The 21,376-nt window shown below is 69.5% G+C and carries 15 protein-coding genes and 1 pseudogene; 11 read left to right on the forward strand and 5 right to left on the reverse strand.

The genetic code is table 11. The features are described from left to right. A pseudogene (locus D9R02_RS12450) lies at positions 1-1,620 on the reverse strand (hypothetical protein); the annotation flags it as partial. Between the two features lie 193 nt (positions 1,621-1,813). Then, a complete protein-coding gene (locus D9R02_RS02050; protein ID WP_121566228.1) occupies positions 1,814-3,232 on the reverse strand; it encodes a glucose-6-phosphate dehydrogenase in 1,419 nt (472 codons plus the stop codon). A gap of 164 nt (positions 3,233-3,396) precedes the next feature. Here D9R02_RS02050 and D9R02_RS02055 point away from each other — a divergent pair, with 164 nt between their 5' ends. The 4 genes from D9R02_RS02055 (at position 3,397) to D9R02_RS02070 (ending at position 10,343) form a co-directional block, all read left to right on the forward strand. Further along, on the forward strand, positions 3,397-3,777 hold the full coding sequence (locus D9R02_RS02055; RefSeq protein WP_070637228.1) for a hypothetical protein: 381 nt from the start codon (positions 3,397-3,399) through the stop codon (positions 3,775-3,777). A 57-nt stretch (positions 3,778-3,834) separates the two neighbouring features. Further along, positions 3,835-5,988 (forward strand): glycoside hydrolase family 15 protein, encoded by a 2,154-nt coding sequence (locus D9R02_RS02060; RefSeq protein ID WP_219620212.1) that lies wholly within the window; start codon positions 3,835-3,837, stop codon positions 5,986-5,988. Positions 5,989-6,171: 183 nt separating this feature from the next. Then, a complete protein-coding gene (locus D9R02_RS02065; RefSeq protein ID WP_121566229.1) occupies positions 6,172-9,462 on the forward strand; it encodes a DUF11 domain-containing protein in 3,291 nt (1,096 codons plus the stop codon). 92 nt (positions 9,463-9,554) lie between these two features. Beyond that, positions 9,555-10,343: a class F sortase gene (locus tag D9R02_RS02070; RefSeq protein WP_235005099.1), complete on the forward strand. Its 789-nt coding sequence runs from the start codon at positions 9,555-9,557 to the stop codon at positions 10,341-10,343. Positions 10,344-10,494: 151 nt separating this feature from the next. On the opposite strand, the gene D9R02_RS02075 is transcribed toward D9R02_RS02070, so the two are convergent. Then, the gene (locus tag D9R02_RS02075; protein WP_121566261.1) at positions 10,495-11,745 is read right to left on the reverse strand and encodes a S8 family peptidase; all 1,251 of its coding nucleotides are present in this window, start codon (positions 11,743-11,745) and stop codon (positions 10,495-10,497) included. Positions 11,746-12,025: 280 nt separating this feature from the next. After that, positions 12,026-12,631 carry a GNAT family N-acetyltransferase gene (locus D9R02_RS02080; RefSeq protein WP_121566230.1) on the reverse strand — a complete coding sequence of 202 codons (606 nt, stop codon included), beginning with the start codon at positions 12,629-12,631 and terminating at the stop codon, positions 12,026-12,028. Positions 12,632-12,927: 296 nt separating this feature from the next. Between D9R02_RS02080 and D9R02_RS02085 the strand changes: the two genes are divergently transcribed. Next, the gene (locus tag D9R02_RS02085; protein ID WP_029603355.1) at positions 12,928-14,304 is read left to right on the forward strand and encodes an L-serine ammonia-lyase; all 1,377 of its coding nucleotides are present in this window, start codon (positions 12,928-12,930) and stop codon (positions 14,302-14,304) included. A gap of 103 nt (positions 14,305-14,407) precedes the next feature. Continuing rightward, complete coding sequence (locus tag D9R02_RS02090; protein ID WP_121566231.1) at positions 14,408-14,914, forward strand: metallophosphoesterase family protein; 507 nt, start codon at positions 14,408-14,410, stop codon at positions 14,912-14,914. Positions 14,915-14,933: 19 nt separating this feature from the next. On the opposite strand, the gene D9R02_RS02095 is transcribed toward D9R02_RS02090, so the two are convergent. Continuing rightward, positions 14,934-15,155, reverse strand: a complete 222-nt coding sequence (locus tag D9R02_RS02095) for a hypothetical protein (RefSeq protein ID WP_121566232.1) — start codon at positions 15,153-15,155, stop codon at positions 14,934-14,936. Positions 15,156-15,334: 179 nt separating this feature from the next. Here D9R02_RS02095 and thpR point away from each other — a divergent pair, with 179 nt between their 5' ends. From thpR to D9R02_RS02120, 5 genes are all read left to right on the forward strand, one after another. Continuing rightward, positions 15,335-15,931 carry an RNA 2',3'-cyclic phosphodiesterase gene (gene thpR / locus D9R02_RS02100; protein ID WP_121566233.1) on the forward strand — a complete coding sequence of 199 codons (597 nt, stop codon included), beginning with the start codon at positions 15,335-15,337 and terminating at the stop codon, positions 15,929-15,931. 34 nt (positions 15,932-15,965) lie between these two features. Continuing rightward, entirely contained in the window at positions 15,966-17,300 is a 1,335-nt protein-coding gene (locus tag D9R02_RS02105; protein WP_121566234.1) for an MFS transporter, read from the forward strand. A 244-nt stretch (positions 17,301-17,544) separates the two neighbouring features. Continuing rightward, positions 17,545-18,777 carry a M20 family metallo-hydrolase gene (locus D9R02_RS02110; RefSeq protein WP_121566235.1) on the forward strand — a complete coding sequence of 411 codons (1,233 nt, stop codon included), beginning with the start codon at positions 17,545-17,547 and terminating at the stop codon, positions 18,775-18,777. A 136-nt stretch (positions 18,778-18,913) separates the two neighbouring features. Further along, positions 18,914-20,083 (forward strand): CaiB/BaiF CoA transferase family protein, encoded by a 1,170-nt coding sequence (locus D9R02_RS02115; RefSeq protein ID WP_121566236.1) that lies wholly within the window; start codon positions 18,914-18,916, stop codon positions 20,081-20,083. 30 nt (positions 20,084-20,113) lie between these two features. Next, positions 20,114-21,316: an acyl-CoA dehydrogenase family protein gene (locus D9R02_RS02120; protein WP_121566237.1), complete on the forward strand. Its 1,203-nt coding sequence runs from the start codon at positions 20,114-20,116 to the stop codon at positions 21,314-21,316. Positions 21,317-21,376 lie beyond the last annotated feature (60 nt).

The raw sequence follows: 21,376 nt of genomic DNA on the forward strand, positions 1-21,376 counted from the left end.
CCCCACTCCCTCCGTCGTCGGCAGCGTCAGATGTGTATAAGGGACAGGCATGAAGGCGGGGGCCACGAAGCGCGCGAGCAGCTCGATGACCACGCCCCACAGGAGGAAGACCAGGCAGGTCCAGCCGGCCGGGCGCACGCTGAAGCCCGCGGAAGCCGTGTCGGAGCCCTCACCGATGAAGGACCCGGACACCCGGAGCAGCCACATGAGCAGAAGGCCCAGCAGGAAGTAGGCCAGGGGCAGCACGGCCCAGGAGAAAGGGTTGCGGGCCACGCGCTGGTCCACGGGGCGCACATGGGCCCAGGTGAGAGCCGCGCAGACGACGGACAGCACGGCCAGGGCGATGATCAGCACCACGGCCCACACGGGCACCACGGCGTCGGTCCAGAGGTAGGCCGTGCCGGAACCCCCCGTGAAGTCTGCGAAGGAGGCCGCCTGTCCGCCCGCGAAGAGCGCGGAGAGCAGGCCCATGACGAACAACCAGCCCACGGCGAGCGGCAGCCACAGCAGGGCGGAGAAGCCGAGAACGGCGCCGCCCTTGACGAATGCGTAGATCAGCAGGCCCAGGCCAGCCAGGCTGCCGAACACCGCGAACTGCACCGCCATGGGACGAAGTACCTGCAGCAGGCCGGGAGCGGTGCGCTCGGCGCCGATCACCACGCGGCCGGGGGAGGTCTGGGTGGAGCGGGCGTTGAGCGCGGACGCAATCGTCAGCAGCCCCACCACGAACAGCACGGGGAACAGCAGGCCGCCCACGGCCGTGATGCGCACACGCACATCCGTGTAGTAGATGGAGGTGTTGGTCTGCAGCGAGGTGAGCGCGGTGACGATCAGGGCCACGAGGCCCCAGCTGATGCCGCCCAGTGCGGCCATGAGCCATTGCACCACACGGTTCTCCACGCGCAGGGACGCGGAAAGCTTGCGGGCCAGGAACCATGCGGCGGCAACGCCGCACGCCAGCGCGAAGTACTGCGGGACAGCGATGCCCCCGGACAGGCGATCGTCCTCCGAGGACATGATCAGCCGCAGGGGGGTCAGGGCAGCCATGGCCGCGAGCTGGAAGGGGGCAAAGAAGATCCATTTCCAGCTGGACGCTCCGGGGTCCACACCACTGAGGTCGTCCACCTGGTCGTTGAGCTGGTCCGCGAAACTGCCGTTGGAGTCTCCGGAGATGGCCGCACCCAGCATGCTCAGCACCAGGGCGATGGCAGCTCCGACGACCGTGCCCACGTAGCCGCCGAGACCCGCCACCAGGGGAACCCACCAGTGTCGGGAGGTCATGCTCGCCAGTGCGGCGGGGGGTGTGTAGGCGGGGGCGCCGGGCTGACCGGCGGTTGCGGTGGTGGCGGTGCCGGCGGCGGGTGCCCCGGCGCTCGCGGCGGGAGCGTGCGACGGCGCTCCCGCGGTGCCGTTCGCGGCGGCACCGTTGGTCTGGTGGGCCTCGCCCGTGCGGTCGGCGCCCTGGACGGGCGGCATCGCCCGCGTCTGCTCCGTGTCGCTCGCGGCGGAGGTGGTCTCGTCCCGGTGGTGTCCCGTGCCTTCAGCGGCGGGAACACCCCCGGTGGTATTGGGGTCCGGTTCCCGGGCCTCGCCCGCCGGATCGTGCGCCGATGAAGGCATGGTCATCTCTCCCTGGTGTCTGCAGCCGGTGCCCAGCACGTGATCCTGGGCAATTCCTGGATAACAGACTCCGGGGGCCGCCGGGGGCACGACCTACCGACAGGGGGACATGTTTATGAATAAGTCACGAAAAATTGGTCGTCCAGTGCTCGCATGCGCGCCACCCCCGGAAGGGTGGCGGCGGAGCGTGGGCTCAGGCGGTCTGCGGACCGGCGGATCCCGCCGGGTACTCCTGCAGGGGCGCGCACGTGTCGTAGGCGTGCTGGATGAGGTCGATGATCCGCCAGCCCTCCTCTGTGGCGTCCGCGCGCACGGTGAAGGTGGGGTCCCCGTCCAGGATCCAGCGCATCACGGAGCCGTACGCGGTGAGCCCGGGCTCCGGCACGCCGCTGGACAGCGTGAGGCGGTTCATCCCGCGGGAGTCGAAGGGGCTGCCCACGTTCGCCTCCAGCTGCACGTGCTCCTCCTCAAAACCCACGGTCAGGGCATTGGGGGCGATGGGGTGCGGCCAGCCCCGGTACTCGTGCGGCGGGCGGCGGAAGGTCACGCGGATGTGCTGGGCGGGGTTGCCGAGGGCCTTGCCGGAGCGCAGCGTCACGGGCACCCCGTTCCAGCGCCAGGTGTCCACCTCCAGGGTCACCTGCACGAAGGTCTCGGTCTCCCGCTCCGGGTCCACGTCCTTCTCCCGCGCGTAGTCCGGCACCTCGTGGCCGCCCACCGTTCCGGCGGTGTACCGGCCGCGCACCACCGGGGTGATCCCCGGGTGCTCGGCGGCGTGCATCGCGGACTCCTCGTCCCACAGCCGGGTGGCCCGCAGGATGTGCGCGGTGTTGGCGGGCACCTCCACGGGGTCGAAGCGGGAGGGCGGGTCCATCATGGTCAGCGCCATGACCTGCAGCAGGTGGGACTGCAGCATGTCCCGTGCGGCACCGGTGGAGTCGTAGAACTCGCCGCGGCCCTCCAGCGCCAGGGTCTCGTCGAAGACGATCTCGATGGACTCGATGTGCCGCCGGTCCCAGATGGGCTCGAACAGCCGGTTGGCGAAGCGCAGCCCCACGATGTCCAGGACGCCGGGCATGCCCAGGAAGTGGTCCACGCGGAACGTGTGCTCCTCGTCCACCAGCTGCGCCACCTGGGCGTTCAGCGCCCGCGCGGAGTCCAGGTCCGTGCCCACGGGCTTCTCCAGAGCCAGGTACAGGTCCTCGGGTAGCGAGTCCAGCTCGGCCAGGGCCGCGCACGCCTCCTTGGTGATGGCCGGGGCCAGCGCGAAGTACAGGCACACGGGGCCGACGACGCCGCCCAGCAGCGTCTCGAGGTCCGCCGCCTCGGTCACGTCGCACGAGACCCACCGCGTGTTCTCCCGGGCGTGGTCCACGGCGGGGCCGGTGGCGTCCACGGACGAGAATGCCTTGGCGACCGTCTCCTCCCAGGTCTCCGCGCGCACGTCGTCGTCCGGGCCGAGCGGACCCGGGAAGTCGTCCCTGGCGGAGCCGATGACCGTGATCTCCCGCTCGGGCTGCATGGCCAGCAACGAGCCCAGCCCCGGGAGCAGGAGGCGCGCGGTGAGGTCGCCGGAGGCGCCGAGAATCACAAGGGTCTTGATGTTGTCCATGGGATCAGGGTAGGGGGTGAGGGGGGTCGCGCTCCTTGAGCCCAGATTTTCCGGTTCAGCTGGATCCGAAAGTTCAAATCATGGCGGCGCTAATTTACCATTGGAAACCTCTAGCTGGTTCAACGTGCCCCGTTAGCTCGGGGCCTTTGACAGATCGGACTCCCATGGAAATCACGGGCGAGTACTTCCTGTTTGGAACGGAAAGTGCGGCAACGCGGGAGACCCGCGAAGCCGTCGAAGACCTTGGCTTCGAGAGAATTACTTCCGGTGTCGGCTACGCGGTCGGTCCTGGCGAGATCGCCGATGCCGTCACAGTCGCCTACTTCACGATCCAGAGCGTGAGCGCGGGTGATGTTTTCGGCGCTGCCTTGCAGGTTTTAGACCTGCTCCGGCAGTGGGCACGTGGGGAGGGGAGGCCGCAGGACGTTCGGCGGTGTGATGTCACGTTCAAAAACGGCCAGACCGGTGATGAGGTTTTCATCGACGGGTTCGAGTACAAGACTACTGATGAGCTCGTCGACCTTCTCAAGGCGCTGCGCAGCTAGCTCCATGAGCGCGTGACGGTGCACCCGCCCCCAGGCACCGGTGCTTCAATGACCCCCATGAGCACCCCCTTGGAGGACTACGCCCTGCTGGCCGATCTGCACACCGGCCCCCTGGTCTCGCGGGAGGGCAGCATCGACTGGCTGTGCTTCCCGCGCTTCGACTCTCCCGCTGTGTTCTGCGCGCTGCTGGGGGACGAGGACAACGGGCGCTGGAAGCTCAGTGCGGTGGATGGGGAGGTGGTCTCCCGCCGGTACGTCCCGGAGACGTTCATCCTGGAGACCGAGTGGCGGACCCCCACGGGCCGGGTGCTCGTCACGGACTTCCTGCCGCCCAGTGACGACCACGCAGACCTCGTGCGCCGTGTGAAATGCCTGGAGGGCACCGTGGAGGTGGAGCACGACCTGCGGATCCGCTTCGACTACGGGCGCATCACCCCGTGGGTGCGCCGCGTGGACCTGGGCAGCCACTCCAACGGGGACGACTGCGCGCACATGCAGGACTCGCCCTCCGAGCCGCACCCGGTGGGCACCACCCACGCCCCGCACGCGGCGGACGGGACGCGGGGAGCGGCGTCGTCCGCGCAGGACCCGGAGACCGGTACCCGAGAGACCGGAGCCGCAGCGGGGAACATGCCCGCCGAGGGCGCGGCGGGGGAGTCCCGCGCCACGCACTGGTACCGCCACTTCCGGGAGCGTGTGCGTCGCGCCGCGCACGAGGCGCGGTCCGGGGAGACGGACGGGAAGGGGCTGCTCGCCGTCGCCGGCCCGGACGCGCTGCTGCTCACGGGCCCGCAGCTGGAGCCCTACCAGCTTGGCCGGGACGGCAAGGACGTGGCGGTGGAGCACGACGCCGCCCACGGCCCGGGCGCGGACATCCGCGTGCTGGAGGGCCTGCGCCGGGGCCACCGCGGCACGTTCCGCATGCAGGCCGGTGAGCAGCTGGACTGGGTGCTCACGTGGAGCGAGTCCTACCGCGAGCTGCTGGTGCCCGCTGACCCCGAGCGGGCGCAGCGGGCCACGCACACGTTCTGGACGGACTGGGCCTCCGCGGTGGACTGCGACGGCGAGTACCACGAGATCATCAAGCGCTCCCTGCTGGTGCTGCGCGCCCTGACCCACTCCGAGACCGGGGGAATCGTGGCGGCGCCCACGGCCGGTCTGCCGGAGGACTTCGGGGGCGAGCGCAACTGGGACTACCGCTACACGTGGCTGCGGGACGCCGCGCTGACCATCGGTGCGCTCGTGAAGCGCGGCCACGAGTACGGCGCACTGCTGTGGCGGGACTGGCTGCTGCGCGCGGTCGCCGGGAACCCGGACCAGCTGAAGATCCTCTACGGCGTGGACGGGCGCCGCAACATCACCGAGTCCCAGCTGGAGCACCTCAGCGGCTACGAGGGCTCGCGTCCGGTGCGGATCGGCAACGGCGCGGAGGACCAGTACCAGGCGGACGTGGCCGGTGAGGTCATGATGGCCCTGGCCACTCTGCGGGACGCGGGTCAGAAGGAGAACGACTACTCGTGGGGCCTGCAGTGCAACCTCATGTCCTTCTGCGAGCTCCACATGGACACCCCGGACAACGGGATCTGGGAGATGCGCGGGGAGCCGCAGTTCTTCACCCACGGGCGCGTGATGATGTGGACCGCGTTCAACGAGGGCCTGCGGGCGGTGCGTGAGCACGGCCTCGCGGGGGACGTGGAGCGCTGGACCCGGCTGCGGGACAGGCTGCACACCGAGATCTGGGAGAAGGGCTACAACCAGGAGCTGGGCATCTTCACCCAGACCTACGGCGGCACCGAGGTGGACGCCTCCCTGCTGCAGCTGCCCCAGACGGGCTTCATCGCCCCGGACCACCCGGCGATGCTGCGCACCGTGGAGCGGATCGAGCGCGATCTGCAGGTGGAGCACGGGCAGCTGCGCCGGTACCGCACCTCCCCGGGCGGGCAGTCTGCGGACGGGCTCTCCGGCGAGGAGGCACCGTTCGTGATCTGCACCTTCTGGCTCGTGGAGCAGTACGCCCGCTCCGGACGGGTCCAGGACGCCGCGCAGCTCATGCGCACCACGGTGGGCTTCGCCTCGGACCTCGGTCTGCTCTCGGAGGAGTACGACGTCGCACGGGGGCGTCTCGCGGGCAACTTCCCCCAGGCTTTCAGCCACCTGGGACTCATCCGCGCCGCGGACGCGCTGGAGGAGGCGCACCGCGCGGCGGGGTGAGGTTGCTGTGGCGAGCCTTGCTGAGCCCGGGCGTGAACTTCGGGGCACGTGTCCCCCTAAGAGTGGACAGTGTCATGTAAGTGCTTATACACCTCCCGTCAGAATGACGAATGCCTAGCAGGTTACTCTGCACATGTCTACGTCGGCACCACACCCCTGCAGGGGCGATCGGGCGGATCCATCATGGGTAGAACCCTCAGCACCACCTCCCACCTCTTCCTTGTGCTGCTGCTGGCCATAGCATCTGTTCTCGGGATCGCTCCGGCCGCACAGGCCGCGGAGCAGGCCGATCTGCAGGTCAACCTGACCGGACCGGCACAGTCCTCCCCGAATGTGGATTTCACCTACACCATCGCGGTCTCCAACCTGGGGCCCTCGGCTGCTGATGGGTCCCGGGTGGACTTCACCGCCCCCGCTGGTGCAACCGGTGTGACGGTCACCTGCGGGTCCCCCACGGCGGGAGCAGTGTGTGGAACCTTCACCGTGGCCAATGGCAGGGCATTAGGAACCCTGACGAAGTTCCCCGGCAACGGTGGCGCCGTGATCACGGTCAGGGGAACGTTCGGGGCAGGGTCCTCCGCCACGGCCACTGCCACGATCACCGCTCCCACCGGTGTGACGGAGTTGGATCCCTCCTCCAACACCTCCACGCAGAACACCGCGCTGGCCCAGGCGCAGGTCAACACCACCACCACGGTCTCTCCCACCACCGTGGCCAGCGGGGGAACGGTCACGGTGACCACCACGTTCGAGAACGTGGGGCCCGTGGCTGTCGAGAACTTCGATCTCCGCGGCCTGTTCGAAGGCACATCGGGGCCGGCCGACGGCGCGAGCTACTCCTTCGAGGGAACCACCGAATGTGCGACATCCTCCGAGATTCCCTGCCCTGCTGACAGCCTGGGAAAGGTTTCGATAACGGGGGACAACCGTGCCCGCATGCCCTTCGACGGTGCAAAAGTAGACCTGGCTCCCGGGCAGAAGATCGTCTTCTCCACCACACTCACCGTCGAGCGGTCGTGCGATCTGAACCGATCATCCAGGGCGGGCACTGTGACCTCGCAGTTCTACCCCCGTCAGCAGGCCACCTCAACCGGTGCGCCGTACGAGGTGCAGGGGAACAGCTACTCGAGTGCCGAGTTCTTCGTGACCGGGGGTGGCTCGCTCTGCCCCCGTCCGCTGATCCTCTCCAAGACGGTGGACCAGCCGAGCGCCCCTTCCGGTGAGGAACGGACCTTCACCATCGCAGTTGAGAATCCCAATGACACCCCCGCGTCCGTGGGCTCACTCGTCGACACCCTCATCCACTCGGGTTACGTTAGGTTCACCGCCACCGGTGGCGTCTCCTGCGCTGCGGAATCGTCGGCACCGTGCCCGCCTGGCGTCACCGGAACGGCCGTCACGGCGGATGGTTTTGCCGTTGAAGACGTGCAGCTGCCGGCTGGGTCACGGCTGGTGCTCTCGATCCCGATGCGACTGGGCGCCACCTGCAGAGCTGGCGGTACGGGCGTCAACTCGGTCAATGCAAACAACATCCGAGTGGGTGAGCAACCCCTGACCGGAGAGAGCACCCTGGTTGACTACGTCATTGCCGACCTCCCGGACTGCGGTGAGGGAGTTCTGGATATCACTGCGGATAGAACGTCCCCGGAGGTGGTCTATTCAGGGCAGGACACCGTGGACAGGGTGGTCATCACGAACAACTCGAATACAGCTGTGACAGAGGCTGTCCTGGGCGTGTCGCCGGGTTCCAGGCCCCAGGGCTTCTCCTACTTTCTCCCCAGGGACGTGACGTGCGTTCCTGGGGAGAGCTCGGGGGACTGCTCGACGTTCCAAAGTGCTCTGGGCGGGGGTTACACCTTTGCTCTGGGACCAGGGGAAAGTCTCGTCCTCATCGCCTCCGCCCCGGTCCAGCTGGACGGTGTGTGCCCGTCAGGTGAGCCCGGCAGCTACACCACCAGCTACACGCTCAGAGCGGGGTCGGGATACTGGGCGGACGACACAGAGCAGCGTGTTGGCTGCAACGATGTTGCGGCGGAAACCGCGGTACCCACACTGACTCCGCAGGCAGGCAGTGCATTCCCCGTCACAGCTACGGTGTCGAATGAGGGCGGTGTGGCCCGGGATACGAAGTTCTCCATGGTGCTTCCTGCTAATGGGTACGTCTTCGATCCTGCCGCGGGGGACACCATCACCTGTGAGGTGGTCACCAAGACCTCGACCCAGAACGTGACCTGCCCGGAGTTCTTTTTCGACCCCGCCACCCGTGCGGTCACCGGTGTGATCCCGGTTCTCGGGACCGGGGACAGTGTGCGGATCCGGGTCAATGGTTCGGCCGGTGTGGTGGAGGGCAGGTCGTATCCGATCACCACCACGGTTGCGGCGTCCGGGGACACCGTTCCGGGGTCCAACACCTCGGTGGTGAACTTCGGGGTGGCCAACACCCTGGTGCCCACTTTCGGTGAGGTCACGGTGAACCTCCCGGCGGGTGCGTCTTTGGACCAGGATCTGGTGTTCCCCGCTCAGATGGTGTGCAAGTCCTCCGGAACCACTGATGCCGAGGTGCGGGTGGCTGCGGGCAGCACCACCGGGCGGGTGTCCTTGGATGAGACCGTGTGGCGCAACGATGATTGCGTGGTGACGTTCCAGCGCCCCGAGGCGCCGGCGGGGTTCGAGTGGGACGGGGACTTCTCGGAGAACCCGGTGAATCTGTCGGCGGTGCAGGCCGGTGCCACGGCCCGCACCGCGGTGTCGTTGCGGGCAGTGGTGCCGGTGCCGTCCCCGTCGGTGACGGAGGAACCGTCCCCGGAGCCGACGACGCCTGGGCCGTCTCCCACGGAGGAACCGTCCCCGGAGCCGACGACGCCTGGGCCGTCTCCCACGGAGGAACCGTCCCCGGAGCCGACGACGCCTGGGCCCTCTCCCACGGAGGAACCGTCCCCAAAGCCGACGAGCCCGGTGCCGTCTCCTACAGAGGAACCGTCCCCGGAGCCCACGTCTCCGGTGCCGTCTCCGTCGGTGACGGAGGAGCCGTCCCCGGAGCCGACGACGCCTGGGCCCTCTCCCACGGAGGAACCGTCGCCGGAGCCCACGTCTCCGGAACCGACTGTGGAGCCGAGTGAGCCGGTGCCCTCACCCTCGGTGACGGATGAGCCCAGCCCGGAGCCGTCTCCTACGGGCAAGCCGTCCTCGGAGCCGACTTCTCCGGCGCCGGGGGACCCGTCACCCACAGATCCCGCACCGGATTCCCCGGTGGTGCCCGGGACCCCGGGTGCTGGGCCTGTTGATGGAGCTGCGGGGCCGGGTGGTCCAGGGTCCACCCCCTCGAGTGGTGCCGGTGGGGTGGATGTGAAGACCGGCTTCGACCGTGTGGTCTCGGACTCGCGCACCTGGTGGGTGGTTGCTGCTCTGGTGGTCCTGGGTGGGGCGGCCGGTGTGAGCGCGGCAATGCTGCGTCGTCGTAGTCGCGGTCGCTGAGCCGCCCTGGCGAGAGGATGGGGCTGTGACCCCGGGGGTGCCCCGGGTCACGGCCCCACCCCGTGGGTTGGAAGGAGCGCGTGGTGGCTGAGATGTCACGAACCCGAACAGCGGTGTTCCGTCTGCTGGTGGGCGCGGCTGCCGTACTCGTGGTCTCGGCCGTGGTGATGGCGCTGCTCGGGACCGGTTCGGGTGCCCTGCGGTGGCCGTGGGCCGGGAACAACCAGATGGGTCCGTCGCAGCTGAGTGCGACGCCGACCGGCCCGCGCGTGCCACCGGGTGATGTGCAGGTCTCCGGGACTCTCGGTCCCGACTACCGCGCTGACGCGCTGGGCCGGCCCGTGAACGGCATGGCCGGGGTGGACACCTCTTCGATCTCTCCGGGCGGTGGGCTGGGACCGGACGGGCACGACTGGCGGAGCATGGGCCCCGGTCAGTTGATGGTCCCGCAGGCCAACCTGGTGATTCCCGTGGTGGACCGGGGGATCGTGACGGACGGTTCCGGCGGGCGGTCGATGGACCTGCCGGTCTCCTTCCAGGCCGGGTGGCTGCGTGAGAGCGCGAAAATCACCGCGGCCGCAGGCACCACTGTGGTAGCCGGGCACGTGAACTGGTCCGACGGCTCCTGGGCGCCCATGTCCAACCTGTACAACACTTCTGCGGGGATGGAGGTCTACCTCACGGACCGGTCCGGGAAGCTGACCTCGTGGCGTGTCACGGACAGGACGGAGATCCCGCAGTCGGAACTCGCCGACAGGGTGGCGCTGACCGACACCTCGGGGCCGCGTCGGCTGGTGCTGATCACCTGCAAGGGCCGGCAGAACGCGGACGGGTCCATCACCTTCACCGACAACTGGGCTGTCACCGCCGAACCCCTGTGACCAGGCACCGGCCGGGGTGGTCCCGGCGACGTGCACTCGAGTGCCGGGCGGGCGCCGTCGGCCAACCCGTGGGCGCCCGCAAAGACGAGTGAGCGGCCCACCCCAGGGGGTGGGCCGCTTTCGTGTGCTCAACGACAACTGGCAGTGAGGGTCAGCGAGCCCCGGTGAGTGCCGTGGTGTTCAGCATCAGGTTGGGGGAACCGTTGACGTAGTCGATGGTGTTGCGGGTGGCCGAGTTCTTCAAAGCGCGCTCCACCTCGGTCACCGAGGCGTTGGGGTGCTGCTGCAGGTACAGGGCTGCCGCGCCCGCCACGTGCGGGGTGGCCATGGACGTGCCGGAGATCGTGTTGGTGGCGTTGTCGCTCGAGGGCCAGGACGAGGTGATGTCCGTGCCCGGGGCAAGGATGTCCACGCACGAGCCCCAGTTCGAGAACTCGGAGAGCTGGTCCCAGCGGTCCGTGGAGCCCACCGTGATGGCGGCGGACGCGCGGGCCGGGGAGTAGTTGCAGGCGTTGTCGTAGTCGTTGCCCGCGGCCACCAGGGGAATCACACCGGCGCGGGTCATCCGGCTGATCGCGCTGTCCATGGCGGAGGAAATCCCGCCGCCCAGGCTCATGTTGGCCACGGACGGCCCGTTGGCATTGGAGGAGACCCAGTCCATGCCGGCCACGATGCCCGCGGTGGAGCCCGTCCCGTCGCAGCCCAGGACACGCACGGGCATGATGTTCGCGGACTTGGCTACACCGTAGGTGGAGCCGGCCACCGTGCCCGCCACGTGCGTTCCGTGGCCGGCGCAGTCGTTGCTGCCCCAGTCGTCCTCGATCGCGGTGACGCCGGGGGCCACGCGCCCACCGAACTGCGAGTGGGTGGCGCGCACGCCGGTGTCGATGATGTAGGCGGTGACACCCGCACCCGTGGCGTTGTAGGTGTAGGAGCCGTTAAGCGGCAGGTCCTGCTGGTCGGCCCGGTCCAGACCCCACGTGGCTCGGTTCTGCGTGGCGGTGGCCTTGACGGTCTTGTTCTTCTCCACCACCGCGACACCCGGGTCTGCGTCCAGGGCCTTCACCTGGGCGGGGGTCAGGTCAGCGGTGAAGCCGCCGATGCTCTTGAACTGGTGCTTGACCTTCACACCCTTGGCCTGCCACTTGTCCGCCTGCTTCTGGGTGGTGCTGGCCACGGCGGACTTGGCGGCCGCGCTCCTGGGGGCGCTGGACGCCGAGGCGGGCAGTTCCAGCATGACCACGTAGTCGCCGCCGGAGACGTCCAGGACCTTGGCCTGCTGGTTCACGGTGTTCTTCGACGGCGCCGGGGCCTGCGCCGGGGCGGCCACGGAGGGGGACACCGTGCCCAGGACGACGGCCGCCGCGGCTGCTGTTGCGAAAAAGGCGTTCTTCTTGCTCATGAGGGGAACCTTCATTCTGATCACGGGGAAATCCGAGGATTTCACGAATGACAAGGAGACGCCGGTTCCCGCGTCCACGAACGCCGGCCCGGCAGCCACCACCTGGGCACCTGCCGACGCGGATTCAACCATCACCGCAGGTCAGAGGCGGGTCAACGGGGGCTCCTACACCGTAATGCGATCGTTATCATCGGAGCAATGGTCGATTGGCCACTCTTTCCCTGGCCGATCGGCCACCCAGCACCGGGAGAACAAATTCAGACCCGGTGCTCTCCGGGCGTCATCCGCAGGCGGACGGTCCGTGTGCTCCGGTAGGGCAGGTGAACCACTGACCCGCCAGGACGGCCATGATCACTTCGTCGTGGAACTCGCCGTGGTGGAACGCGACCGCCCGACGGGTTCCCTCCTCGGTGTATCCGAGCTTGCGGTAGACGGCTCGTGCCCGCTCGTTGTAGTCAAAGACCCGCAGCTCGATCCGGTGCAGGCCCAATTCCATGAACCCGAAGTCCGTGAGCAGGCGCACGGCATCCGTCCCGTACCCCCGGTCCACGTGGTCCGCGCCGATGAGCACGGCCAGCGTGGCGGCTCGTGTGGGCAACGACGCCCCGTACAGCGTCACGTGGCCGACGAGCACGTCCGTCTCCCGGTCCACCACGCTGAATCCCACGTTGCCGGGCTTGGTGTTGGTGGACCAGCCGCGGTACATCTCCACCACCGCGTTCTCCGGCTGCGGTGTCACGGTGAGGTTCTGGAACAGCGCCATTTCCGGATTGCGCCACCACCGCACGAGGTCCGGGAGGTCGCGGTCCTGCAGTTCCCGGAAGCGCACCTTCTCTCCCTGCAGCACAGTGGAGCCGATGGCGTGGGCGTCGAACTCTCCGAACATGGTGGTGGCTCCTCCATTGGTACTGATCCACGGCCACTCTACGACCCGGGTGACGTGCCCCACACCATGTCCGGCCACCCGGCTCGCATGCTCTCCGAGGTTCCGACAAGGGGCCAGCAGCACCGTTCGCGAGTGATGGGCGTCTGCCCCGGTCCACCCCCGGGGAGGTTGCCCGCCCCAGGGGACCCACGTACCGTGGATCCGTTCCGTGCGGACCCTCCCGGGGCGCACGATCACACGACTCCCAGTGGCCCATCCGCGCCCTCGGCGGAGTCCGACAGTGGGGAGATGTGGACGTGGCACTCAGTGTTCTGGATTTGTTCTCGGTGGGAATCGGACCCTCGTCCTCCCACACCGTGGGACCCATGCGGGCCGCCCGGCTCTTCGTGGCGGGTCTGGCCGACGACGCCCTGCTGGACTCCGTGACGCGCGTCCACTCCCAGCTCTTCGGCTCCCTGGGGGCCACCGGCTGGGGCCACGGCTCGGACAAGGCCGTGATCCTGGGCCTCATGGGTGAGGACCCGGAGACCGTGGACACCGACCTCGCGGACGAGAAGGTCGCGCTCGCGGGTGAGCAGGGCGAGCTGCGCCTGGACGGCACGCACGCCATCGCGTTCGACCGCGCGCAGGACGTCATCATGCACCGCCGCAAGTCCCTGCCCACCCACCCCAACGGCATGAGCTTCACGGCGTACGACGCCGCCGGCGAGGTCATCCGCGAGAGCATCTACTACTCCGTGGGCGGCGGGTTCGTGGTGGACGACTCCAAGAGCAGCGCGGACAAGATCGTGGAGGACACCACCCCCGTCAAGTATCCGTTCAGCACCGGTGACGAGCTGCTGGCCATCTGCGAGGCCGAAAACCTGTCCATCGCCCAGGTGATGGCCGCCAACGAGCTCTCGTGGCGCCCCGCGGAGGAGACCCGCGAGCAGCTGCTGCACATCTGGTCCGTGATGCAGGAGTGCGTGGAGAACGGCTGCACCCGCGAGGAGAAGACCCTGCCCGGGGGACTGAAGGTGCGGCGTCGTGCGCCGGAGATGCGCAAGCGGCTGCTGGCCAAGGAGCCCGGCAACGACCCCCTGTACGGCATGGACTGGGTGAACCTGTACGCGCTCGCGGTGAACGAGGAGAACGCGTCCGGCGGGCGCATCGTCACCGCCCCCACGAACGGTGCGGCCGGGATCATCCCCGCGGTGCTGCACTTCTACACGCGGTTCATGGAGGACGCGTGCGACGACAAGATCGTGGACTTCCTGCTCACCGCGGCGGCCATCGGCATCGTGATCAAGGAGAACGCCTCGATCTCCGGTGCCGAGGTGGGCTGCCAGGGTGAGGTGGGCTCCGCGTGCTCCATGGCGGCGGCCGGACTGTGCGCCGTGCTGGGCGGCAGCGCCCGCCAGGTGGAGTGCGCCGCGGAGATGGGCATCGAGCACAACCTGGGGCTCACGTGCGACCCCGTGGGCGGGCTGGTGCAGATCCCGTGCATCGAGCGCAACGCGATCGCCAGCGTCAAGGCCATCAACTCCGCGCGGCTGTCCATGCAGGGGGACGGCATCCACAAGGTCTCCCTGGACCAGGTGGTCAAGACCATGCGGGAAACCGGCGCGGACATGAAGATCAAGTACAAGGAGACCTCCCGCGGCGGCCTGGCCGTGAACGTCATTGAGTGCTGAGCGCGCCGCACCACCGCTGACCCGAGGATCCCCGCCGGAGCATTCCGGCGGGGATCCGTCATGTTCGGGGTGCGGGTGGCGGTGCGTCCGGGACAATGGCGGCATGGCCACTTCACTGCTGCTGCTCGCGGACACCCACCTGCCCAAGCGCGCCAAGGACCTGCCGGCCCAGGTGTGGGAGGAGGTGGAGGCCGCGGACGTCGTCGTGCACGCCGGTGACTGGGTGGACCTGGCCACGTTCGAGGCGCTGCGCGAACGCTCCCGCCGGCTGATCTGCGTGTGGGGCAACAACGACGGCCCCGAGCTGCGCGCCGAGATGCCGGAGACCGCCCTGTGGGAACTCGAGGGCCTGCGCTGGGCCATGACCCACGAGACCGGGGCCAAGCAGGGCCGGGAGAAGCGCATGGACGCGGCGTTCCCGGACACGGACGTGCTCGTGTTCGGCCACAGCCACATCCCGTGGGACACCGAGGCGCCCTCCGGGATGCGCCTGCTGAACCCCGGATCCCCCACGGACCGGCGCCGTCAGCCGTACTGCAGCTACATGCGGGTCACGGCGGACGCGGGCGCGCTCACGGCGGTGGAGCTGGTGGAGCTGCCGCGGCGGTGACACGGCGCATGATCGGGCGTCACTCACCCTCGCCCACGGTGAAGCGGGACAGGTACGTGGCCAGGACGCACAGCAGGCCGGCCACGGTGAGCCCCGCCGTGAGGAAACAGGCCATGCCGGCACCGATGTTCGCCCCGCCCTCCGGGTTCTGGGCGTCGAGCATCAGCCATCCGTAGCTCGCCAGGAACCCGACGAGCCCCACCAGGGTCAGGGAGAGTGAGAACTTCATCGCGGATGACATGTCGGTCTCCTTCGTAGCTGGTCGGTGCTCCGCCTGTCTCCGGCGGGCTCCGGCCCGGGTCGGGCCGAGTGTCTCGGGCGGGCACGCGCAGTGGGTTCACACTAGCCAGCACCGCGCGGCCTGGACAGGGCTCCTTCCGCACTGCCCGGGCCGCCGGTGCCCGGCCTACAGTGGTTCCCATGAGGCTCTTCGCCGCCGCCCACCCTCCCCGCGCCGCCCGTGAGCACCTGGTGAACGCGCTGGCAGAGATGCGCGCCCTGACGGGTACCGCCCTGCGCTGGGGCGATCCCGAGCAGTGGCACCTGACCCTCGCGTTCTACGGGGACCAGCCGGAGGGAGCCGTGCCGGACCTCTCGGAGCACCTGCGGGAGGTTGCCCGCTCGTTCCCGCCGCTGCGCGTCAGCCTGCACGGGGCGGGCTCCTTCTCCGGGACCACTCTGTGGGTGGGCGTGGCCGGACAGACCGCCGAGCTCACGGAGCTGATGCACGCGTGCTCCCTGGACCCCGACGAGCGCGCCCGCCAGCGCGCGCACCTCACCGTGGCCCGCACCTCACGCACGGAGCGCGCACGCCAGGCGAAAGAACGACGCCGCGGCTCCCGCGTCCGCGCGCACAGCGGCCCGGAACTGGCCCACGTGGTGCACGCCCTGTCCGTCTACGAGGGCCCGGAGTGGACCGTGAACGAGATCCGTCTGGTGGCCTCGGAACTGGGGGAGGGGCGGTCAGGAGGGGCGCTGCACACCACCGTGGAACGTCATCCGCTGTCCGGCGTCTGATCCTGCCGGGCCCGGAGTGCCTACTCTGGAGCGCATGGCCCAGATTATCCGCGCACCCCGGTCCAGCACGTGGCTGTGGGTCCTCGTGGCCGCAGCGGTGCTCACCCAGTCCGGGCTGAACCTGTTCCGTCCCATTACCTCGTACAAGCTGCTGGGGCTCGGCGCGGACCCCGTGGTCGTCGGCCTCACCACCGCCGCCTACGCCCTCCTGCCCCTGGTCACCGCCCTGTGGCTGGGGCGGATGTCCGACCGGATCCCGCAGCTGCGCCTGCTGATCCTCGCGGGCGTGGGGTTCCTGGCGCTGGCCGGGGTGGGGCTCGCGCTCGCTAACTCCGTGTGGTTCGTGTTCGCCGCCAGCGCGGTGCTGGGCATGGGGCACCTGTGCTTCACGATCGGCGGGCAGACCGCGATAGCCCGCTACGCCGCGGACCGGGACCTGGACAAGGGCTTCGGCTGGTTCACCGCCGCGTTCTCCGCGGGCCAGATGATCGGCCCCGCGCTCGGCGGGTGGATCGTGGGCCACGGCTCGGACGTCACCTCCCCCGAGCGCCTCGCCGCCGTGAACGAGAGCCTGTGGATCGGCGTGCTCGTCACGGTGCTCGCCGCGCCGCTGCTGGCCTTCCGCCTGGGCCCCGCCTCGCGCCGTCCCGGTGCAGGGGCGCCCTCCGACGACGACGCCGCAGCGGCCCCCGCACCCCACGGCACCTCGGCCCCGGACCCCTCTGCGACGACGTCCGGCACCGCAGGGGACGACGCCCCGAGCGCCGCGAAGCACGAGCCCCGGGCGGACGAGCGCCCCGACGTGCTGCGCATCCTCCGGACCCCGGGGGTCATGTCCAACATGGTGGCGTCCCTGTCCCTGCTGGCCATGATCGACATCCTCACCGCGTTCCTGCCCCTGGTGGGTGAGGAGGCCGGGGTGGCCCCCTCCGTGGTGGGTGTGCTCCTGGGCGCTCGCGGGCTGGCGTCGATCGCGTCCCGCCTGCTGCTGCCGCTGCTGTCCGGGAGGTTCTCGCGCCGCGCGCTGCTGATTGCGAGCCTGCTGGCCTCCGGGCTGGCGCTGATCGTTCCCCCGCTGTTACTGGACAGCTTCTGGTGGGCCGCCCTGTTCCTGGCCGTGGGTGGTTTCTTCCTGGGACTGGGTCAGCCCCTGACCATGACCCTGATCTCCACCGCCGTTCCAGGGACGTGGCGCGGCTCGGCGCTCGCGGTGCGGCTCATGGGCAACCGGCTGGGGCAGGTGGTCCTACCTGTGGCCGCCGGTGCGGTGGCCGCCCCGTTCGGTCCGGGTGGTGCCATCTGGCTCACGTGCGCGCTGCTCGTCGCCAGCGGCGTGGAGAAAGCGGTGCGGCGCCCGCGGGAGGGGTAGGGCGGCGTCGTCGTCCGGCGATCGCTCCGGGCACGGGAGACGAGAGGGCCGGAGCGGCGCGCAGGTTGGCGTGTCCGCTCCGTCGGCCGATCCCAGGGAGGGTCGCCCCGCTGCCCGTCCCCGCCGCGTCGGCTGATCGGGGACGCGCTCCGCACGAGATGCGCGTCACACCCGGCACGTAGCATGGCCTCACGATCACCGGCGGGGTCCCGCTCCGCTCCGACGCGCCACGGGAGGCTCCCTCATGACCCAGCAGCACGGCTCCGACTTCCTGGACGCATTCGCACAGATGTCCCGCAACGGCGGGCTGGACTCCGGCGGTGTGGAGCGCCAGGCCGCCACGGAGGCGGACGGGCTGAACCGGCAGTGGTTCGCGGGCTGGCTCACCGCGCGGGGTGCCACGGTGCACTACGACGCGATCGGCAACCAGTTCGGCCTGTTCGAGCACACGCCCGGCGCGCCCTACGTGCTGGTGGGCTCGCACCTGGACTCGCAGCCGCGGGCCGGCCGGTTCGACGGCGCGTACGGCGTGCTCGCCGGGGCGCACGCGTGCGCGGAACTGTTCCGGGCGGCGTCGGCGGGGGAGGTGGAGCTGAGCCGGAACCTGTGCGTGGTGAACTGGTTCAACGAGGAGGGCTGCCGCTTCAAGCCGTCCATGATGGGCAGCTCCGTGTACACCGGCAAGCGGGACCTGGAGGAGGCGCTCGAGGTCCGGGACACCGCCGGTGTGAGCGTGCGCGAGGCGCTGGACGCCCTCGGGCAGCGCGGCGAGGGCAGTATCCCGGAGGCCACCGCGTACGTGGAGCTGCACATCCAGCAGGGCAAGTCCATGGAGGAGGACGGCTTCACCATTGGGCTGGTGGAGGCCACGTGGGGCGTGCGCAAGTACGAGCTGCTGGTGCTGGGGGAGCAAGCGCACACCGGGTCCACGCTCATCGAGGACCGCAGGGACGCGCTGCTCGGGGCGTCGCTGCTGATCTCCTCGGCGCGGAAGGTGGCGCTGGAGCACGATGTCATCACGTCCTGCGGGGAACTGCTGATCGAGCCCAACTCCCCGGTGGCCGTTGCCCGTGAGGCGCGCCTGGTGATCGACCTGCGCAGCCCGGACGCCGCACGCCTGAGCGCCGCGGACGAGCACTTCGCCCGGGAGGTGGCGGAGGCGGCCCGCGCCGCGAACGTGGAGATCCAGACTGTGAACCGCCACGCGTGGGACGTGCTGGAGTACGCCCCGGAGGGCCTGGGCCTTGCCCAGGAGGTCGTGACGGAGTTGGACCTGCCGCACACCCGGATCATGACGCTCGCCGGGCACGACTCCACGAACGTGAAGGACGTGCTGCCCACCGTGATGCTGTTCGTGCCCTCCCACAAGGGCATCACGCACAACGAGTACGAGTTCACGTCGGATGAGGACATGCTCGCGGGGCTGGAGATGCTCACCGCCACCCTGCGGCGGGTGGCGCAGGGGGAGCTGGGCTGAGCCGATACGCAGGACGGGGCGGGATAAGGCGGAGCGGGCGCGAGCGGCGTCGTCGTCCCCGTAATTCCGGGCGGGTGCCCGACCAGTGTGGCCCCGGTCATAGAGTGGGGAGAAACCCCGACCCGAGGAGGACCCCGTGACCGATTCCCTGCCCCTGGACGGCGTGCTCGTCGCCGACTTCTCCCGCGTGCTCGCGGGGCCGCTGTGCACCATGACGCTCGCGGATCTGGGTGCCCGCGTGATCAAGGTGGAGCGCCCCGGAACCGGGGACGACACTCGCCAGTGGGGCCCGCCGTTCTCCGAGACCGGGCCCACGTACTACGAGTCCGTGAACCGCAACAAGGAGTCCGTCTGCCTGGACCTGCGGGAGGACGAGGGCCGCGAGCTCGCGCGTGAGCTCGCCCTGCGCGCGGACGTGGTGGTGGAGAACTTCAAGCCCGGGGGCATGGCCAAGCTGGGCCTGGGCTACGAGGAGATCTGCGCGGAGAACCCCGGCGTGGTCTACGTGTCCGTCTCCGGATTCGGCACCGCGGGCGGCGCGCACATGCCCGGATACGACTTCCTGGTCCAGGCCGTGGGTGGGCTCATGAGCATCACCGGTCCCGCGGACGGCGAGCCCACCAAGGCGGGCGTCGCGCTCGTGGACGTGCTCACTGCGAAGGACGCCACGATCGGCACCCTCGCCGCACTGGAACAACGACGCCGCACGGGCCGCGGCGCGCACATCGACGTCAGCCTGCTGTCCAGCCTGCAGGGCGCGCTGGTCAACCAGGGCCAGGCGTACCTGGGGGCGGGGAAGGTGCCGCAGCGGATGGGCAACGACCACCCGTCGATCGTGCCGTACCAGATGCTGCAGTGCGCGGACGCGCCGCTCACGGTCACGGTGGGCAACGACGGCCAGTTCCGCCGCTTCACGGAGGTCCTGGGGATCCCCGAGATGGCCGAGGACGAGCGCTACGCGACCAACGGCGAACGGGTGGCCCACCGGAAGGAACTCACTGCCGTGCTGGAGGAGGCGCTCGCCGCTAGGACGGCGTCCGAGTGGCAGCAGGCGCTGACCGAAGCGGGCGTCCCGGCGGGCAAGGTGGCCGGGATCGACGAGGGCGTGGCACTGGCCGAGGAACTGGGGCTGGAACCCACCGTGGACGTGCAGGACCGTTCCGGGAAGACGGTGGGCCGCCAGTTCCGCCACCCCGCGCAGTGGACCCCGCCCCTGGCCTCTCCCACGCAGGCTCCGCCGCAGCTGGGGGAGGACACCGAGACCATGGTGCAGTGGCTGCGGGAGCCCCGGGACCGGCAGATGTGAGAAATCAGGCTCAGTGCCCGGCTACTCGCGATGTGTCCGCAGTCATACAGTGGACCCATGAGTGAACTGAATGCTGTAGACGTCATGGACCTGGTGAGCTTCGACTCCCTGCTGTCCGAAGAAGAGATCACGCTGCGCAACAGCGTGCGCGAGTTCGTGGACTCGGCCATCAAGCCGAACATCGCCGAGTGGTACGACAACGCCGTCTTCCCGCTGGAGATCGTCCCGGAGATGGCCAAGCTGGGACTGCTGGGCATGCACCTGAAGGGCTACGGCTGCGCCGGGCGTTCCGCCGTGGAGTACGGCCTGGCCGGTGCGGAGCTGGAGGCCGGTGACTCCGGTCTGCGCACGTTCGTGTCCGTGCAGGGCTCGCTGGCCATGAGCGCCATCTACAAATGGGGCTCCGAGGAGCAGAAGCAGGAGTGGCTGCCGCAGATGGCCGCGGGTGAGGCCATTGGCTGCTTCGGCCTCACCGAGCCCACTGCGGGCTCCGACCCCTCGTCCATGCAGACCTTCGCCCGCAAGGACGGGGACGACTGGGTGATCAATGGCGCCAAGCGCTGGATCGGGCTGGCCAGCGTGGCCAAGGTGGCCGTGATCTGGGCGCAGACCGATGACGGTGTCCGGGGTTTTGTGATCCCCACCAGCACCCCGGGCTTCAAAGCCACGCCCATCACGGCCAAGCTGTCCATGCGAGCGTCCATCCAGTGCGACATCGAGCTCACGGACGTCCGCCTGCCGGCCTCCGCCATGCTGCCCGAGGCCAAGGGGCTGCGCGGTCCGTTCTCCTGCCTGAACGAGGCCCGCTACGGCATCATCTGGGGGGCCATGGGCGCCGCGCGCGACTCCTTCGAGGCGGCCCTGGCGTACTCCCAGGAGCGCATGCAGTTCGACCGCCCCCTGTCCGGGTACCAGATGACGCAGCAGAAGCTCGTGAACATGGCGCTGGAGATCGACAAGGGCTTCCTGCTGGCACTGCAGCTCGGTCGCCTCAAGGACGCGGGCAAGCTGCAGAACCACCAGATCTCGGTGGGCAAGCTCAACAACTGCCGCGAGGCCATCAAGATCGCGCGCGAGGCCCGCACCATCCTGGGTGGCAACGGCGTCACCCTGGACTACTCGCCGCTGCGCCACGCCAACAACCTGGAGTCCGTGCGCACCTACGAGGGTACGGACGAGGTGCACTCCCTGATCCTGGGCCAGCAGCTCACGGGGGTGGGCGCGTTCCGCTGAGTCCGCGCGTGCCGAACCGGGTGCCTCCCACGGGAGGCACCCGGTTTTTCATGCGTACGC

Source organism: Kocuria rhizophila (genome assembly GCF_003667225.1).
In the GTDB taxonomy this organism is placed as follows: domain Bacteria; phylum Actinomycetota; class Actinomycetes; order Actinomycetales; family Micrococcaceae; genus Kocuria; species Kocuria rhizophila.

Coding starts and splice junctions, on each gene's coding strand:
- D9R02_RS02060 (WP_219620212.1), top strand. CDS start 3,835: ATGAGCACCCCCTTGGAGGACTACGCCCTGCTGGCCGATCTGCACACC.
- D9R02_RS02110 (WP_121566235.1), top strand. CDS start 17,545: ATGACCCAGCAGCACGGCTCCGACTTCCTGGACGCATTCGCACAGATG.
- D9R02_RS02075 (WP_121566261.1), bottom strand. CDS start 11,745: ATGAGCAAGAAGAACGCCTTTTTCGCAACAGCAGCCGCGGCGGCCGTC.
- D9R02_RS02120 (WP_121566237.1), top strand. CDS start 20,114: ATGTGTCCGCAGTCATACAGTGGACCCATGAGTGAACTGAATGCTGTA.
- D9R02_RS02095 (WP_121566232.1), bottom strand. CDS start 15,155: ATGTCATCCGCGATGAAGTTCTCACTCTCCCTGACCCTGGTGGGGCTC.
- thpR (WP_121566233.1), top strand. CDS start 15,335: ATGAGGCTCTTCGCCGCCGCCCACCCTCCCCGCGCCGCCCGTGAGCAC.
- D9R02_RS02105 (WP_121566234.1), top strand. CDS start 15,966: ATGGCCCAGATTATCCGCGCACCCCGGTCCAGCACGTGGCTGTGGGTC.
- D9R02_RS02050 (WP_121566228.1), bottom strand. CDS start 3,232: ATGGACAACATCAAGACCCTTGTGATTCTCGGCGCCTCCGGCGACCTC.
- D9R02_RS02065 (WP_121566229.1), top strand. CDS start 6,172: ATGGGTAGAACCCTCAGCACCACCTCCCACCTCTTCCTTGTGCTGCTG.
- D9R02_RS02080 (WP_121566230.1), bottom strand. CDS start 12,631: ATGTTCGGAGAGTTCGACGCCCACGCCATCGGCTCCACTGTGCTGCAG.
- D9R02_RS02070 (WP_235005099.1), top strand. CDS start 9,555: ATGTCACGAACCCGAACAGCGGTGTTCCGTCTGCTGGTGGGCGCGGCT.
- D9R02_RS02090 (WP_121566231.1), top strand. CDS start 14,408: ATGGCCACTTCACTGCTGCTGCTCGCGGACACCCACCTGCCCAAGCGC.
- D9R02_RS02055 (WP_070637228.1), top strand. CDS start 3,397: ATGGAAATCACGGGCGAGTACTTCCTGTTTGGAACGGAAAGTGCGGCA.